Source organism: Ochrobactrum sp. 19YEA23, assembly GCF_029909865.1.
GTDB classification, from domain to species: domain Bacteria; phylum Pseudomonadota; class Alphaproteobacteria; order Rhizobiales; family Rhizobiaceae; genus Brucella; species Brucella gambitense.
In genome coordinates, this window is record NZ_JASAMQ010000004.1 from 268,898 (window position 1) to 282,896 (window position 13,999).

Genomic DNA, 13,999 nt, shown 5'->3' on the forward strand with positions numbered 1-13,999 from the left:
GCATCGGATCAGACCGTCACAAACTGTCCCATCATGCCGACATCTTCATGCTCCAGCACATGGCAATGGAACATAAACGGATGGCTGGGCACGGCTTCACGGTCGAAGTGCACCAGAAGCTCCGCCTTGCCATCGATCAACGCAGTATCCTTCCATCCCGATTGATGGGCGGGGGGAGCCTTGCCGTTCAAGGTCAGGATACGGAAAGAAGCCCCGTGGATATGAAACGGATGCGCCATTTCCTTCGTGGTCAGCTCCCATATTTCCCATGAACCCATCTTGGCCTCGACATCGATGCGCTTCATGTCGAAGGGTTCGCCTGCAATCGCCATGCGCACACCGGACGTCAGCGCATCCAGCGCCGGACCTGCCTCGGCAGATGTACGGCTGCCGTGCATCATATCGTGGTTCATCTCACCACCCTGCATAGCCCCCATATCCATCTTGCCCATATCCATATTACCCATGTCGTGGCCAGCATGCGGGTCTGTGGCAGGCTTTTGCATCATAAGCTTCATGTTTTCAGCCATACGCTCATCAAAGAAGAATGAACGCCTGCGCACCGATTTGCTGAGGTCTGGCACTTCCGGCGCTTCCAGATTTGCCGGTATGTTTTTGACACTTCCCTTGAGAGCACTATCGACAACGAACCGCATCAGCATCTGGTCCTTGCCGCCGCTGTCATCGCTTGCAGTCAGAAGTTCGACACCTTCGTTACCTGTCGAAAAGTCGACCAGCACCTCATAACGCTCGCCGGGGCTGATCGTCAGCCGCTCGACAGCTTCCGGCTTGCCGGTGAAGCCGCCATCGGAAGCAAACACATGCAGCGGACGATTATCGCTGAAACGCACATGGAAATTGCGCGCATTAGCGCCGTTGAGAATGCGCAGGCGCACAACTGTCGCAGGCACTTTCGCTTCGGGCGAGATAACGCCATTGACGATCAGCCGGTCCCCGCGAAAGCCATGCATCAGATCCATGATATCAGGCTGATACACCTTGTCGCCCTCAATGACACGACGGTCCTGAAGCACCAGTGGAATATCATCCACACCATAGATTTCCGGCAGGCCGCGCTCCGCATCCTTGCCGTCGCTGACGATCATCAGTCCGGCAATTCCCATATGCGCCTGACGGGCGGTCGAACCATGCAAATGCGGGTGAAACCAGTTGAACGAAGCGGGTTGATTGACCGTTACCGTCGGTTCCCAGCGACTTCCTGCCGGAACGAGATTATGCGGCCCACCGTCAAGGACCGATGGGACGAACAGCCCGTGCCAATGCAAGGTCGTCTCCTCATCCATGTCGTTCTCAACGGCGAGCGTGACGCTTTCGCCATTCTTGAGGCGCACAACAGGACCAAGATAGGTGCCATTGATACCAGCGGACGCCGCATCACTGCCCGACTCGAAAGAATGGCGGCCTTTGCCGATCTTGAGCTTTACGACACCCGAGGCATCGGGTTCCAGCAAGGGCGGCATGGGCAGGCTTGGGCCCTGAGCCGCCGGGGCCATTTCCATGGCGCCATGGTCCATGTTCTGATGCGTATCCTGCGCAAAACCGGTCAAAGGGCGAATGGCGGCAAGACTTGCCGCGCCCGCGCCAAGCGCGAGCAGACGACGGCGAGTTAATCCACGCATGGTGAAGTCTCCAAATAGAATTCCAGACAATAATCCTGACGCCGCCGATGGATCGGCAGCGCATTCGGCGATTAAAGCGGGAGTGCTATTGGAGGTCGGAGAAGGTCGTGCCGGGGATTGCTGCTCATTGCAGCAACGAGCGGAGGAAGACCGAAATCCTGTGACGGTGCAAGCACACCGATATCGGCAGTCAACTGAACAATACAGCCGCAGGTCATCATCACACAGGCGACGGGCGCCTTTGCACCATGATCCGTGGGCGCTTGTTGCTCCGCATGATGAGACGCGGGCATCGTGCTATCAGCGGATTGCTGTTCGCTCATGTGACAGCCAACGGAAACGCCTGCCGTCGGCATATCATGCGCCATGGCATAGCAAAGCTGTGTGGAACCCAGAAACAGCAGTGACAGAACCGCCACCAGCATACGCGACTGTACGTGCAGGACGGAAAGTCCCCACATGTTGCGTCTACCGCTGATGTTGCGTTTCATGAACTGCATATCCGCATCCAAGCTGATGCCCAACTGGTTATTGACCCGAATCTAGGGATGCCGTGCGACAATTGAAAGGCCTATTCTTGCCTCCCATGATTTTGATCACACTTTCACTTTTGTTTCGAAAAGAAGAGTTCTGCGTTCATAAAATTACGCAAACACCCTTTTCTGCTTGCGATTCCGTATTGCAAGGTTTTAAAGAACCTCATCTTGGCTGTTCCGCATTTTAACAGCCCACCAAAAACGGATAAGAAAAATGACTGTCGCTCAAGCGGTTGTTCCGCAGCAAAACTCCGCGCGCCGCGTTCTGGCCGCAAGCATGATCGGCACAACGATCGAGTTTTTTGACTTTTATATTTACGCAACGGCGGCGGTGATTGTATTCCCGCATCTGTTTTTCCCGGCCAGCGATGGCAATTCGGCTCTGCTGCAGTCGCTTGCTACCTTTGCGATCGCCTTCTTTGCCCGCCCGATTGGCGGCGCGCTGTTCGGCCACTTCGGCGACCGGATCGGCCGCAAGGCAACGCTGGTTGCAGCGCTCATGACCATGGGTATTTCCACGGTCGCCATCGGCTTCCTGCCGACCTATGAATCCATTGGCGTCTGGGCAGCTCTCCTGCTGGCGCTGTGCCGTCTCGGTCAGGGCCTCGGCCTCGGTGGTGAATGGGGCGGCGCAGTGCTGCTGGCAACCGAAAACGCACCGGAAGGCAAGCGCACCTGGTACGGCATGTTCCCGCAGCTTGGCGCGCCGGTCGGCTTCATTCTGGCAACGGGCATTTTCCTGTTTCTGGCCGAAGTCCTCACCGAGGAACAGTTCTTCGCCTTTGGCTGGCGTGTTCCGTTCATTGCCAGTGCAATTCTCGTTGCAGTCGGCCTCTTCATTCGCCTGAAGATCGCTGAAACGCCGGAATTCCAGAAGGCCATCGACAAGGCAGAGCGCGTTGAAGTACCGGTTGCCACGCTGTTCAAGCAGCACAAGCTGAACCTGTTCCTCGGCACCATTGCAGCAGTCGCAACCTTCGTGCTGTTCTACCTCATGACCGTGTTTTCGCTCGGTTGGGGCACGCGCGCGCTCGGCTACAGCCGTGAGGAATTCCTCGTTCTGCAAATGATCGGCGTCGTGTTCTTCGGCCTGACCATTCCGCTGTCGGCTATCCTGTCCGACCGCTACGGCATGCGTCCGGTGATGATCATCGTCACAATCCTGATTGGCGCCTATGGCCTGATCATGGCTCCGCTTTTCATGGGCGGCACGGCGGGCGTTCTGGCCTTCCTCATCATCGGTTTCGGCCTGATGGGCATGACCTATGGTCCTATCGGCGCAGCACTTGCCGAGCCGTTCCCGACCTCGGTACGCTATACCGGCGCATCCTTGACCTTTAATCTGGCCGGCATCCTCGGCGCATCGGTCGCGCCTTATATCGCGACCTGGCTCGCCACCCACTATAGCTTTGACTATGTCGGCTACTACATGGTGGCTGCTGCCGTGGTCTCGCTGATCGGCTTTACCTTCATCTCGTTCAAGCGCGGCCGATAAGGCCAAGCTCTCGAGCAAACAAAAGCCCGCGTGGATCGCTCCACGCGGGCTTTTTCGTTTCTGTTGTCGAAATATTATTCGACGTCAGCAGCTTCCAGCGCAATTGCGACCGACTGTATGATCGATGCAAAACGTGCAGCCGTCTGGATGACGTCTGTCGTCACATTGGCCTTGCGCAGCACATCTTCATGCGCGTCAATGCACATGCCGCAACCGTTGATCGCCGACACGGCAAGCGACCAAAGTTCGAAATCGACCTTGTCTACGCCCGGATTGCCAATCACATTCATGCGCAGCTTGGCCGGCAGTGTGCGGTAGTCCTTGTTGGAGGCCAGATGCACGAAGCGGTAATAGACATTGTTCATGCCCATGATGGATGCAGCCGACTTTGCAGCCTGCACCACCGATGCGTCAACCTTGCCTGCGGCTTCGGCAGTCAGCGCCTTGCGCACATCAGCATTGCGCGAAGCGATGCCGCAAGCCACGAACAGACCATATTTCTGCTGCGGGGTCAGCGTTTCGTCGCTGGCCATGGACGACAGGTTGAGGCGGACATCCTTGGCGAAATCCGGGATTTTTGACTTCAGATCGTCAATCGACATGGAACCCTCTTATTGCTTATTTCTGGATAAAAGAAAGGCGGGCCTTAACCCGCCTTTTGATTGGTTGTGCGAGGCAGATCAGGCTGCCTTCAGCGTCTCGCCACCGACTTCGCGGTTGCAAGGGCACAGTTCGTCGGTCTGCAAAGCATCGAGAACGCGCAGCGTGTCCTTCGGAGCGCGGCCAACATTGAGGTTGGTTGCGTAAACGTGCTGGATCGTGTTGTCCGGATCAACAACGAAGGTGTAGCGGTAGGCAACGCCATCCGGCGAACGAACGCCGAGGCCGTCAACCAGCGAACCATTGGTGTCGGCAAACGACCAGATCGGCAGCTTGTCGAGATCCTTGTGGTCGCGACGCCATGCCAGCTTCACGAATTCATTGTCGGTGGAACCGCCGAGAACAACAGCGTCACGGTCTTCGAAATCCGAAGCCAGACGGGCAAATTCTGCGATTTCAGTCGGGCAGACGAAGGTGAAATCCTTCGGGTAGAAGAAGATAACCTTCCACTTGCCTTCGAAGCTCGTTTCCGTCAGCTCTTCGAATGCCGAAACACCGTTTTCTTCGTGATGGTTGAAGCCGGGCTTTACGCCGGTGACCTTGAAAGAGGGAAGCTTATCGCCAATACCGAGCATCTTAACACCTGCCTGTAGATTCTATAAATATTCAGAAAATTCTGAATATTCAGAACTTTCTGCTTGCGAGTCATCTATAGTCGGCTTGCTCCTATCGGTCAAAGCGATTAAAGCGATTGTTCATATCGATTATAACGATAAGCCCTTCATTTCATGCTCAATATCAGCGTCCGCCAGCTCCACTATTTTCTCTCGCTCGTACAAGCTGGCTCCTTTTCGCGTGCAGCGGATGCCGTAGGCGTCACCCAGTCTACGTTGAGCGCCGCCATTCAGGCTCTGGAAGCGGAACTGGGCGTCACATTGATCGACCGTACGGGCCGACGCATGCAGCTATTGCCCGCCGGAGAGGATTTTTTGGCCCGCGCCCGTGATATTGTGGCGCGCATCGAAGAACTGCCCGAACATGCGCGACAGGCCGAGCGTCCGCTGACCACGCGCCTGCGGCTGGGCGTCATTCCCTCCGTTGCGCCCTTTTTCCTGCCGAAAGTTCTGCCAGCGACAGCCAAAGCCTTTCCCGAGCTGCAATTGACGGTTCGCGAAGGGCTGACGCGCAGCCTGCTGGAAAGCCTGCGCTCCGGCACGCTGGATGTCGCGCTCGTGGCGCATCCCTATGATCTCGACGAGTTCGAAATGGCAGAAATCGGACACGATCCGTTTTTTCTCGCCGTGCGTCGCGACCACGCGCTTGCCAACAGGGACCGCGTCGATGCCGACGACGTGCTGGACGAGCCGTTTCTGCTGCTGGAAAGCAGCCATTGCCTGCGTGAACATGTGATGGCGGCCATCGGCTCAAAGCCCGCGCAAAGCGGCGGCGATGTGCATGCCACCAGCATAATGACGCTGGTTCAGCTCGTACAGTTCGGCATGGGCGTCACGCTGCTGCCGGAACTGGCGGTCAAGGCCAATGTGGCGCGTGGCACCGATCTCAGCATCGTGCCCTATGAAGGCAAGAACAATTACCGCTCGCTGGTTCTGGCGTGGCGGGCAAATGCGGCCCGGCGCAACGAATTCCAGTTATTCGCCAGCCATCTGCGCAACAACTGCATGGGCGGCGAAGCCTGACAGTGACTACAGAACACCCCAGGCGCGGAAACGACCGCGCCCCGTCATTTCCCGCAGGTTGAGTTCACTGACCAACTTCAACGCGCCCTGCTGCGTGACCTGCAATTCCTTCTCGATCATCTGGCTTGAAACCAGCGGATTGTTCAGGATCAGCTCCATCAATTGCGGCAAACGCGACGAGGAACGGCGACCCTTCAGCTTGCGCTGCATCTGCTCGCGCGCCAGCATCAGGCGGTCATGCTCCTTCATGCCCGCTTCGGCAGCCTCTTCGATTGCCGCCAGAAAAACCTTGAGACGCATCAGCCGGTTCGGCGCACGGCGCTCATTGGGCTTCTTCGTCTGCAACCCGACACTGATCGCTGGCAGGTGATGGGCGGCAATGCCCGACTGGCTCAGGAACGACGCCGTCAACAGGCGGCCAATCCACGATGACCGTTGCACCACCTGCATCGAAAACCAGGCGTCATGCATGATCGCAGCGCGCAGGAGCGGCGGCAAATGCCGGGTTGAATCGAAAATATCGCGCCATTCCTGCAGTCGCTCGGCCTCGTCCCAGTCGTCTTCATAAATCAGCGTATCGCGTGGCAACGGCTTCGGCTTGCGGGCTTCGCTGGTCACCCCCTTTAACAGGGCATCAGTCCGCGCCAGAAGCGCATCGATATCATCGAGCAGCGGATCACTGTCATCATCTTCGGACAGGACGGATGGCTCCGGCTCCGGTGTTTCGGCGATATCGGGGTTAAGCCCCAAGAGCTGCCGCATACCGACAGGACTCATCGCCCAGCCCGCCGCGCGGCTCGCAATCTGACGACGCATGCGCAACACGGCATGGGCGACGGTCAGGGCATGGCTCGGCGTGCGGCTATCCATCAGCGCATCATGGAGCACGAGGTCTTCCAGATGTACCAGTTCGCCTTCCAGCCACATGGATGAAACGGCATCATGCATATGCATGCGCCGTATCAATCCGTCAGAGATGGGAGAACGCGCCAGCCGCTCGTCCAGCCGTGTCAGCGCGGCAGTCGCGCCGGTCACGGCCAGGAAAAGCTCCTCAAGCGGCAGGTCATCGATTTTGTAAGCCATATCCGCATATCGCAGTCTCGCGACCGGAAAGGCAAACGGAAATGATTACCTAGGCAAGAACGTCCGCAACTTTCACCGTGCGACCATCCTTGACCGAGCGCAACGCCGCCTCGGCCAAAGCAAGGGCCTGCAAGCCATCCTCGGCGGAAGGCGACGGCGCTTTGCCGCTATCCAGCGCATCGATGAACGATGCGATTTCAGCCGCATAGGCCTGCGTATAGCGCGTCATGAAGAAATCATGCAGCGGCGGGCGGGTGTAACCATGCTTCGAAGCAACCTCAATCGATACCGGACGCTGGTTTTCCGCCGATGCCGCACCCAGCGATCCATGCACTTCGATACGCTGATCGTAGCCATAGGAAGCGCGACGCGAATTGGAGATAACGCACTGGCGACCGGAAGCCGTGGTAAGGATGACGCTGGCGCTATCAAAATCGCCAAGCTCGCCAATCTTCGGGTCCACGAGCACCGAGGCCGAGGCCGAAACACTGTCGATCTCCTCGCCGAGAAGAAAACGCGCCATGTCGAAATCATGGATCGTCATGTCGCGGAAAATCCCGCCTGAAACCTTGATGTATTCGGCTGGCGGCGCACCGGGATCACGGCTCGTGATCGTCACCATTTCGACCTTGCCGATCTGGCCATCGTCAATCGCCTTGCGGACAGCTGCAAAATGCGGATCGAAACGACGGTTGAAGCCGAGCATCACCTTCGCGCCGGTCTCCTTGATGACTTTCAGGCAAGCGCGCACCCGGGCAATGTCGAGATCAATCGGCTTTTCGCAGAACACCGCTTTGCCCGCCCGCGCAAAGCGCTCGATCAGATCGGCATGGGTGTTGGTCGGCGTGCAGATCAGCACGGCGTCAACGTCATCTGACTTTTCGATCTCATCGATTGTGCGCACTTGCGCACCGGCGGCGTCAGCAATGGCATGCGCCGCCGCTTCATTGGCGTCGGCGACCGCGACCAGTCTGGCGCGCCTGTCCGACGCTATCGCGCCCGCATGAACCTTGCCGATGCGACCTGCGCCAAGCAGTGCCAGACGTGTCACCATTGCCTTATCCCTCCCAGGAAACAGCCGTTGGACGGCTACAAAAATGCTTGATATTCCTACTGATGCATTTACCGCTAAATTGCCCCGTTTATTGGGGATCACGCGCAAGGCATATTGGAATATTTATTCTATTTTGCTAGAATGTAGCATAAAGATTGTCAAGATACCCTTTTGGAAAGTCCGCAATGGATAGTGTATCCGCTTCATCCCCAGCCCCGACGACCGTCAAGGAATTTGAAGCGCGTCTGCTGGAAGTTTCAGACCGTCTGCCGAAACGGCTCAAGCAATGTGCGGATTTTGTCGCAGCTAATCAGGACCGTATCGCGGTTTCGACAGTTGCGGAAATGGCCGACGGCGCGGGCGTTCAAAGCTCTGCCTTCATGCGGTTCTGCCAATTGCTCGGCTTTTCCGGTTTTTCGGAAATGCAGAAGCTTTTCCGCGAATCCTATGCCGGCGGCTGGCCGGATTACTCGACCCGCCTTGAACATCTGCGGGAGACGGCAGCCAACAGCGCACCTGCCTTGCTGGCCGAATTTGCCGAAGCCGGACGCACATCGCTTGAAAGCCTGCTCAAGACCATAGAACCGGAAGCGCTTGAAAGGGCCGTCGAGATTCTCGCGCGCGCCGAGACGATCCATCTGGTCGGCATCCGCCGCGCATTCCCGGTGGCAAGCTATCTCGCTTATGCGCTGGAAAAGATGCAGGTTCCGGCGATGCTGCACAGCGCTGTCGGCAAGCTGGAAAACATGCATGCCATCCGCAAAGGCGATGTGCTTTTGGCGATCACTTTTTCTCCCTACTCCGCTGAAACAGTCGAGATGGCGGAATCAGCCGCTGCACGCGGCATTGATGTCGTGGGCATCACGGATACCATCGTCAGCCCCCTGAGCAAGCTTTCACGCCAGACCTTGCTGGTGTCCGAAGTGGATTTCGGCGCTTTCCGCTCTCTTTCCGCAACCCTTTGTCTGGCCATCGCGCTTGCCGTCGCGGTCGGCACCGCCCGCCAATCAGGCTAGAGCAGTTCCAGTTAAAGCGGAATCGTGGAACCGCTCTATCTATTTGTTTCTACGCATTGTCCTACGCAAAACCGCTACGCACTTTTGCTGGAAATGCTTGCATTCTATTTTTCGGTTGAAATGGAATAATAAATCCATTTTAATCAGAAATGGAATAACTGCTATGCGCACAGAATCGCATTGCGGTCATCATAAGAGGTGCCGAGGGAGGAAGCGCATTTCATGGAGAAGCCGCTCGACTTGATAACGATTGGCCGGTCTTCGGTGGACCTCTATGGCGCGCAGATCGGCGGCCTTCTCGAAGATATGGCGTCCTTCAACAAATATGTTGGCGGCTCACCGACCAATATCGCGACGGGCACCGCCCGGCTCGGCCTCAAATCCGCGCTGATCACGCGGGTCGGCGACGAACATATGGGCCGTTTCCTGCTGCGCGAGCTGGAACGGGAAGGTGTCGACACACGCGGCATCGTCACCGATCCGCAGCGTCTGACGGCACTTGTCATTCTGGGTATCCGTGACCAGCAGCATTTCCCGCTCATCTTCTACCGCGAGAACTGCGCCGACATGGCGCTCTGCGAAGACGATATCGACCCGGATTTCATCGCTGAGGCCGGATGCGTGCTTGCGACCGGCACCCATCTCTCGCATCCGCGCACAGAAGCGGCGGTCCTCAAGGCACTGCGCCTTGCGCGCCAGAATGGCAGCCGAACCGCGCTCGATATCGACTTTCGTCCCAATCTCTGGGGCCTGTCGGGCCATGGCGATGGCGAAAACCGTTTCATCGAGTCGGTTGCCGTCACGGCAAAGCTGCAATCGAGCCTGCCGCTTTTTGACCTCATCGTCGGCACGGAAGAAGAGTTTCACATTGCTGGCGGCTCGACCGACACGCTCGCAGCCCTCAACGCTGTTCGCAAGATCACCGATGCCGTCCTCGTCTGCAAACGCGGGCCGATGGGTGCAGTGGTTTTCGAAGGCGCCATTCCGGACAATCTCGACAAGGGCCAAAGCGGCGAAGGTTTTCCCATCGAAGTTTTCAATGTGCTGGGTGCAGGCGACGGCTTCATGTCCGGCCTGTTGCGCGGCTGGCTGAAAGGCGAAGACTGGCCGACCAGCCTGAAATTCGCCAATGCCTGCGGCGCCTTCGCCGTCTCCCGGCATGGCTGCACGCCCGCTTATCCAAGCTGGGAAGAAATGCAATATTTCTTCCGCACTGGCATTCGCAATCAGGCGCTTCGCAAGGATGCGCAACTGGAACAGGTGCACTGGTCCACCAACCGCAATGGTGAATGGCCGCATATGCGGGTCTTTGCTTTCGATCATCGCATACAGCTGGAAGAAATGGCTGCCGAAGCTGGTGTGGATAGTGCCAAGATCGGTGAGTTCAAACGCTTGTGCCTTGACGCCGCCTTGCAGGTTTCCGGCGGAAGCGGCGGCTATGGCATTCTCTGCGATGGCAGGCTGGGCCGCGACGCGCTCTACCGCGCGGCAGGCTCCGGTCTGTGGATCGGGCGACCGACCGAATGGCCGGGATCTCGTCCGCTGGAGCTTGAACCGGACCTTGGGGCCGATTGCGGCGGCCTTGTGGAATGGCCGGTCGAGCATGTGGTGAAGCTTTTGTGCTTCTACCACCCGGACGATACGGCGGACATGAAGGCTGAACAGGAAGCAACCGTCAAACGGCTTTTCACGGCGGCGCGTCGCAACCGGCTGGAATTTCTGCTGGAGATCATTCCGTCCAAGGCTGGGCCGGTCGATGACGAAACCGCCGCGCGCGTCATCCAGCGTTTCTACGATATCGGCGTCTATCCTGACTGGTGGAAGCTGGAACCGATGAAGACCAAGGCGGCCTGGGCCAATGCCTGTGAAGCCATCACCCGCAACGATCCATACACGCGTGGTATTGTCGTCCTTGGGCTTGATGCACCAGCGGAGGAGCTGGAATCGAGCCTCGCAATTGCGGCAGGCTTCGATCTTGTGAAAGGCTTTGCCGTCGGCAGAACCATTTTTGGTGATGCAGCGCGCAAATGGCTGAACGGCAAGATCAGCGATGATGAGGCCATTGCCGAAATGGTCGCGCGCTACAAAAACCTGTGCGATGTCTGGGACAAAGTGCGCAGACACTGATTCATATGTCGGGAGGAGACATGACAACCGTTCGACTGACCGCCGCGCAAGCGCTGGTGCGTTATCTCGCGAACCAGATGACGCCGGAAGGCGACACATTCATCGTAGGCGTCTGGGCCATTTTCGGTCATGGCAATGTGGCGGGGCTGGGCGAAGCGCTCTATGGCATCCGCGAGCAACTGCCGACATGGCGCGGCCATAACGAGCAGACCATGGCCCATGCGGCCATTGCCTATACCAAGCAGCTTGGCCGGAAGCGCGCCTGCGCCGTCACATCCTCCATCGGCCCCGGCGCGACGAATATGGTAACAGCGGCGGCGCTGGCCCATGTGAACCGCCTGCCCGTTCTGCTTATTCCGGGCGATGTTTTCGCCAATCGCGGCCCTGATCCTGTGCTGCAGCAAATCGAGGATTTCGGCGATGGCACCATGACCGTCAATGACTGTTTCCGCCCGGTGAGCCGCTATTTCGACCGCATCACCCGACCGGAACAGCTTCTCACTGCCTTGCCCCGCGCCTTCCGCACCATGACCGACCCCGCCGATTGCGGCCCGGTGACGCTCGCTTTCTGTCAGGATGTTCAAGCGGAAGCCTATGACTGGCCGCTGGAATTCTTTGCGCCCAAAGTCTGGCATTGGCGTCGCCCTCCACCGGATGAGCTGGAGCTGGCAACCGCCATCGCAGCTATAAAGAGTGCATCCAAGCCTGTGATCGTCGCGGGCGGCGGCGTGCATTATGCCGGCGCACATGAGGCTTTGAAACAATTTGCCGAAACGCACGGCATTCCCGTCATCGAAACGCAGGCGGGGAAATCCGCGTTGCCATGGGATCACGCGCTCAATTTTGGCCCGGTCGGCGTGACAGGTGCTGATAGCGCCAATGCCATTGCCGCCGAAGCGGATCTGGTGATCGGCATCGGCACCCGCTTTCAGGATTTCACCACCGGCTCATGGGCGCTATTCAAGCATCCCGGACGCAAGCTGTTGTCGCTCAACGTCCAGCCCTATGACGGGTCCAAGCATAATGCATTGCCTTTGGTGTCGGATGCTCGGATCGGGTTGCAGGCACTCGCCGCCGGGCTTTCAGGTTACAACCGTCAGCCCGTCGACACGCGCTTGAAAGACAAATGGTTTGCCGATGCAGACCGGATCACCGCTGCGCCCACGGAAGGCAATGCCCTGCCCACCGATATGCAGGTCATCGGTGCCGTACAACGCCAGTCACGCGAAAACACGGTTGTCATGTGCGCAGCCGGCACGATGCCGGGCGAGTTGCACCAGCTCTGGAAAGCCGGGCGCGCCATGTCCTATCACATGGAATATGGCTTCTCCTGCATGGGCTATGAAATCGCGGGCGGCCTTGGCGTCAAGATGGCGGAGCCGGATCGCGACGTCATCGTGATGGTTGGCGATGGCTCCTACATGATGGCGAATTCCGAACTCGCCACCGCCGTGATGCTTGGCCAGAAAATCACCGTCGTCCTGACCGACAACCGGGGCTACGGCTGCATCAACCGCCTCCAGATGGCCACCGGCGGCGCAGAGTTCAACAATCTGCTCGATCATTCGGCCCATGTGAACCCGTCGCAGATCGACTTTGCCGCACATGCCCGCGCCATGGGCGCTGACACGCGCAAGGTCACCTCGATCAAGGAACTGGAAGCGGCCCTTGCCGAAACGCGCGAAAGCCCGCGCACAAGCGTGATCGTCATCGATACCGATCCCTATCCAACGCCTGACACCGGCGGCTGGTGGTGGGATGTCGCCGTGCCGGAAGTATCGGAGCGTGAACAGGTGCGCGCAGCCCGCCGTGACTATGAAGCCCAGCTCAAGGAAAGAAACTGATCGATGATCCTTTACGGCACCAATCCCATTGCCTGGTCCAATGATGACGACCGCAGCCTTGGCGCGCATATCACGCTGGACCAATGCCTTGATGAAGCAGCGAAAATCGGCTTTGACGGCATCGAAAAGGGCCATAAATTTCCGCAGGAACCACAAGCGCTAAAGGCCGTGCTGGAACCGCGCGGATTGCGTTATGTCTCAGGCTGGCACTCGCTGAACCTGCTCGCCAATTCGGTCGAAGACGAAAAGGCCGCGATGCAGCCAGCGCTCGATCTTCTGAAAGCCATGGGCTCGAAGGTGATCATCGTCTGCGAAACCTCCAACGCCATTCATGGCGATAACGACAAGCCGCTTGCCGAGCGCCCTGTGCTGGAAGAAGCCCGTTGGGTAGACTTCGGCGCTGGCGTCGAAGCCCTCGCCGCCCATGCCGCTGCGCAGGGAATTGCTCTCGTCTATCACCACCATATGGGCACGATTGTGCAAAGCGAGGACGAAATCGACTTGCTGATGCAACATACCGGCCCGGCAACCAAACTCCTGCTCGATACCGGACACTGCCTGTTTGGCGGCGGCGATCCTGAGCGCGCAGCAAAAAAGCATATGGCGCGTGTCGGCCATATCCACGCCAAGAATGTTCGCCCGACCATTGCAACCGAAGTCAGCGACCAGAGCCTGTCCTTCCTTGAAGGCGTGCGTCGCGGCGTATTCACGGTTCCCGGCGACAAGGACGGTGCAGTCGATTTCGTGCCCGTTCTGAAGCAAGCAGCCGGACACGGCTATCAGGGCTGGCTTGTCATCGAAGCCGAGCAAGACCCGGATATTCGCAACCCGTTTGAATATCAGACGCTGGGGCTGAAATCGCTGAAAACATTCGCCAGGGAAGCAGGGCTCGACAAGGGAGACTGAG

12 protein-coding genes are annotated in these 13,999 nt (G+C 58.2%); 6 read left to right on the plus strand and 6 right to left on the minus strand.

Annotation, left to right across the window (positions count from 1 at the left end):
• Positions 1-8: 8 nt before the first annotated feature.
• Positions 9-1,640: a multicopper oxidase CueO gene (gene cueO, locus QBD01_RS12795; RefSeq protein ID WP_280993117.1), complete on the minus strand. Its 1,632-nt coding sequence runs from the start codon at positions 1,638-1,640 to the stop codon at positions 9-11.
• 71 nt (positions 1,641-1,711) lie between these two features.
• Positions 1,712-2,140 (minus strand): hypothetical protein, encoded by a 429-nt coding sequence (locus QBD01_RS12800; protein WP_280993118.1) that lies wholly within the window; start codon positions 2,138-2,140, stop codon positions 1,712-1,714.
• A gap of 250 nt (positions 2,141-2,390) precedes the next feature.
• On the opposite strand from QBD01_RS12800, the gene QBD01_RS12805 reads away from it, so the two are divergent.
• Positions 2,391-3,671 carry an MFS transporter gene (locus QBD01_RS12805; protein ID WP_182519785.1) on the plus strand — a complete coding sequence of 427 codons (1,281 nt, stop codon included), beginning with the start codon at positions 2,391-2,393 and terminating at the stop codon, positions 3,669-3,671.
• A 74-nt stretch (positions 3,672-3,745) separates the two neighbouring features.
• Here the strand turns inward: QBD01_RS12805 and QBD01_RS12810 are convergent, their stop codons facing one another.
• Both QBD01_RS12810 and QBD01_RS12815 read right to left on the minus strand, forming a co-directional pair.
• Positions 3,746-4,273, minus strand: coding sequence for a carboxymuconolactone decarboxylase family protein (locus QBD01_RS12810; RefSeq protein ID WP_280993119.1), 528 nt, complete (start codon positions 4,271-4,273; stop codon positions 3,746-3,748).
• Between the two features lie 78 nt (positions 4,274-4,351).
• Positions 4,352-4,906, minus strand: a complete 555-nt coding sequence (locus QBD01_RS12815) for a peroxiredoxin (protein ID WP_109367204.1) — start codon at positions 4,904-4,906, stop codon at positions 4,352-4,354.
• 153 nt (positions 4,907-5,059) lie between these two features.
• On the opposite strand from QBD01_RS12815, the gene QBD01_RS12820 reads away from it, so the two are divergent.
• Positions 5,060-5,968 carry a hydrogen peroxide-inducible genes activator gene (locus tag QBD01_RS12820; RefSeq protein ID WP_280993120.1) on the plus strand — a complete coding sequence of 303 codons (909 nt, stop codon included), beginning with the start codon at positions 5,060-5,062 and terminating at the stop codon, positions 5,966-5,968.
• Between the two features lie 6 nt (positions 5,969-5,974).
• Here QBD01_RS12820 and QBD01_RS12825 read toward each other — a convergent pair whose 3' ends face one another.
• On the minus strand, positions 5,975-7,051 hold the full coding sequence (locus QBD01_RS12825) for an RHE_PE00001 family protein (RefSeq protein WP_280993121.1): 1,077 nt from the start codon (positions 7,049-7,051) through the stop codon (positions 5,975-5,977).
• Between the two features lie 49 nt (positions 7,052-7,100).
• Positions 7,101-8,105 carry an inositol 2-dehydrogenase gene (iolG, locus tag QBD01_RS12830; protein WP_280993122.1) on the minus strand — a complete coding sequence of 335 codons (1,005 nt, stop codon included), beginning with the start codon at positions 8,103-8,105 and terminating at the stop codon, positions 7,101-7,103.
• A 185-nt stretch (positions 8,106-8,290) separates the two neighbouring features.
• Here iolG and QBD01_RS12835 point away from each other — a divergent pair, with 185 nt between their 5' ends.
• The 4 genes from QBD01_RS12835 (at position 8,291) to iolE (ending at position 13,998) form a co-directional block, all read left to right on the plus strand.
• Complete coding sequence (locus QBD01_RS12835; protein ID WP_182519780.1) at positions 8,291-9,121, plus strand: MurR/RpiR family transcriptional regulator; 831 nt, start codon at positions 8,291-8,293, stop codon at positions 9,119-9,121.
• Positions 9,122-9,343: 222 nt separating this feature from the next.
• The gene (gene iolC, locus QBD01_RS12840) at positions 9,344-11,248 is read left to right on the plus strand and encodes a 5-dehydro-2-deoxygluconokinase (RefSeq protein ID WP_280993123.1); all 1,905 of its coding nucleotides are present in this window, start codon (positions 9,344-9,346) and stop codon (positions 11,246-11,248) included.
• A gap of 20 nt (positions 11,249-11,268) precedes the next feature.
• Positions 11,269-13,092, plus strand: a complete 1,824-nt coding sequence (gene iolD, locus QBD01_RS12845) for a 3D-(3,5/4)-trihydroxycyclohexane-1,2-dione acylhydrolase (decyclizing) (protein ID WP_280993124.1) — start codon at positions 11,269-11,271, stop codon at positions 13,090-13,092.
• Positions 13,093-13,095: 3 nt separating this feature from the next.
• Positions 13,096-13,998 carry a myo-inosose-2 dehydratase gene (iolE, locus tag QBD01_RS12850; protein WP_280993125.1) on the plus strand — a complete coding sequence of 301 codons (903 nt, stop codon included), beginning with the start codon at positions 13,096-13,098 and terminating at the stop codon, positions 13,996-13,998.
• Position 13,999: the final 1 nt, after the last annotated feature.

What these genes read in the sequence shown, in the direction of transcription:
- QBD01_RS12820 (WP_280993120.1), top strand. Translation starts at nt 5,060, where the DNA reads ATGCTCAATATCAGCGTCCGCCAGCTCCACTATTTTCTCTCGCTCGTA.
- iolE (WP_280993125.1), top strand. Translation starts at nt 13,096, where the DNA reads ATGATCCTTTACGGCACCAATCCCATTGCCTGGTCCAATGATGACGAC.
- QBD01_RS12835 (WP_182519780.1), top strand. Translation starts at nt 8,291, where the DNA reads ATGGATAGTGTATCCGCTTCATCCCCAGCCCCGACGACCGTCAAGGAA.
- cueO (WP_280993117.1), bottom strand. Translation starts at nt 1,640, where the DNA reads ATGCGTGGATTAACTCGCCGTCGTCTGCTCGCGCTTGGCGCGGGCGCG.
- iolD (WP_280993124.1), top strand. Translation starts at nt 11,269, where the DNA reads ATGACAACCGTTCGACTGACCGCCGCGCAAGCGCTGGTGCGTTATCTC.
- QBD01_RS12800 (WP_280993118.1), bottom strand. Translation starts at nt 2,140, where the DNA reads ATGCAGTTCATGAAACGCAACATCAGCGGTAGACGCAACATGTGGGGA.
- QBD01_RS12810 (WP_280993119.1), bottom strand. Translation starts at nt 4,273, where the DNA reads ATGTCGATTGACGATCTGAAGTCAAAAATCCCGGATTTCGCCAAGGAT.
- QBD01_RS12815 (WP_109367204.1), bottom strand. Translation starts at nt 4,906, where the DNA reads ATGCTCGGTATTGGCGATAAGCTTCCCTCTTTCAAGGTCACCGGCGTA.
- QBD01_RS12805 (WP_182519785.1), top strand. Translation starts at nt 2,391, where the DNA reads ATGACTGTCGCTCAAGCGGTTGTTCCGCAGCAAAACTCCGCGCGCCGC.
- iolC (WP_280993123.1), top strand. Translation starts at nt 9,344, where the DNA reads ATGGAGAAGCCGCTCGACTTGATAACGATTGGCCGGTCTTCGGTGGAC.
- iolG (WP_280993122.1), bottom strand. Translation starts at nt 8,105, where the DNA reads ATGGTGACACGTCTGGCACTGCTTGGCGCAGGTCGCATCGGCAAGGTT.
- QBD01_RS12825 (WP_280993121.1), bottom strand. Translation starts at nt 7,051, where the DNA reads ATGGCTTACAAAATCGATGACCTGCCGCTTGAGGAGCTTTTCCTGGCC.